Consider the following 1,018-nt stretch of genomic DNA (forward strand, 5'->3'; position numbering starts at 1 on the left):
CTGGATGGGTGAGTCCTAATGGTCGTAGGCGATGAGGGATCGTTTGTTGGGAGTTTCGAGGAGCCAGTTGTGCCAGATTCCGGCGGCGAGGGCGAGTAGGCGGCCGGCGACGCGGGAGTAGACGCCGGGGATGGTGCGTCCGCCGTGGTCTTCGAGGGTGAGTGGGCCTTTGAGGGTGTCGAAGACGGACTCGACCCATTGGCGGATTCCGCCGAGCTTTCCGAATCGCTTTTTCTCGTCTTTCCGGTCGGGTCGGATCAGGTGGGCGCCGAGTTCGTCGGTGATGAATCTTTCGAACTGGCGGCCGGCGAAGCCCTTGTCTCCGATGATGACCTGGCCGGGGTGGATCAGGTGTCGGTCGTGGCGGAGCATCGTTTCGGCGGCTTCGCGTTCGCCGATCTTGGGTTGGCGAGGCCCCAGACGATGGGCATTCCGTCGGGTGTGCAGATCAGGTAGAGGCGGAATCCCCAGAAGTAGCGGGAGTGGGACGCGCAGTAGCCGTAGCCGGCGTACCCGGCCAAGTCGGAGCGTTTCACGGTCTCTCGAGATTTGCCGCAGAGCACCGGGGTGGAATCGATCAGTCGAGTGATCTCGCCCCAGGACAGGGTATCCCGGGCGAGATCGGTGATCACCGCGGAGAGCAGCCCGGTGGATTAGCGAACGCGTTTACCCCACCCGGATTGTTGAGGCAGGTTCGGAAACATGCTGGCGAGGTGCTTGTTGGCGTAGCGGATCCACTTGCGGTCCGACGCGATGCCGAGCAGGTGCTGCGCGACAACGAGGCAGAGCAGCTCAACGTCGGTCAGGGCCGGTGGTCTGCCGGGGCGACCGCGTCTGGAAAACCCCAGCGCAGGGATGATCCGATCGTCTAGATGGACGTAAAGTGTGGTCAGGAGGGTGTTGAGGTCTGTTTTCACACACTGGGTTCAACACCCTCCGCCCTCGATCAACAGCGCCCACGCGGGGAAAGTCCGATCGGACTGAGTAGTCGGCGCGCTACCAACCAATCAGGACTCAC

Annotated in this window: 1 pseudogene; it reads right to left on the reverse strand. The window is 62.8% G+C overall.

Annotated features, from left to right (window positions below):
• Positions 1 to 15 precede the first annotated feature (15 nt).
• Positions 16 to 917: pseudogene (locus CXY73_RS00005) on the reverse strand (IS982 family transposase).
• Positions 918 to 1,018: the final 101 nt, after the last annotated feature.

The organism is Cryobacterium sp. Y50, assembly GCF_002929805.1.
Classification (GTDB): domain Bacteria; phylum Actinomycetota; class Actinomycetes; order Actinomycetales; family Microbacteriaceae; genus Cryobacterium.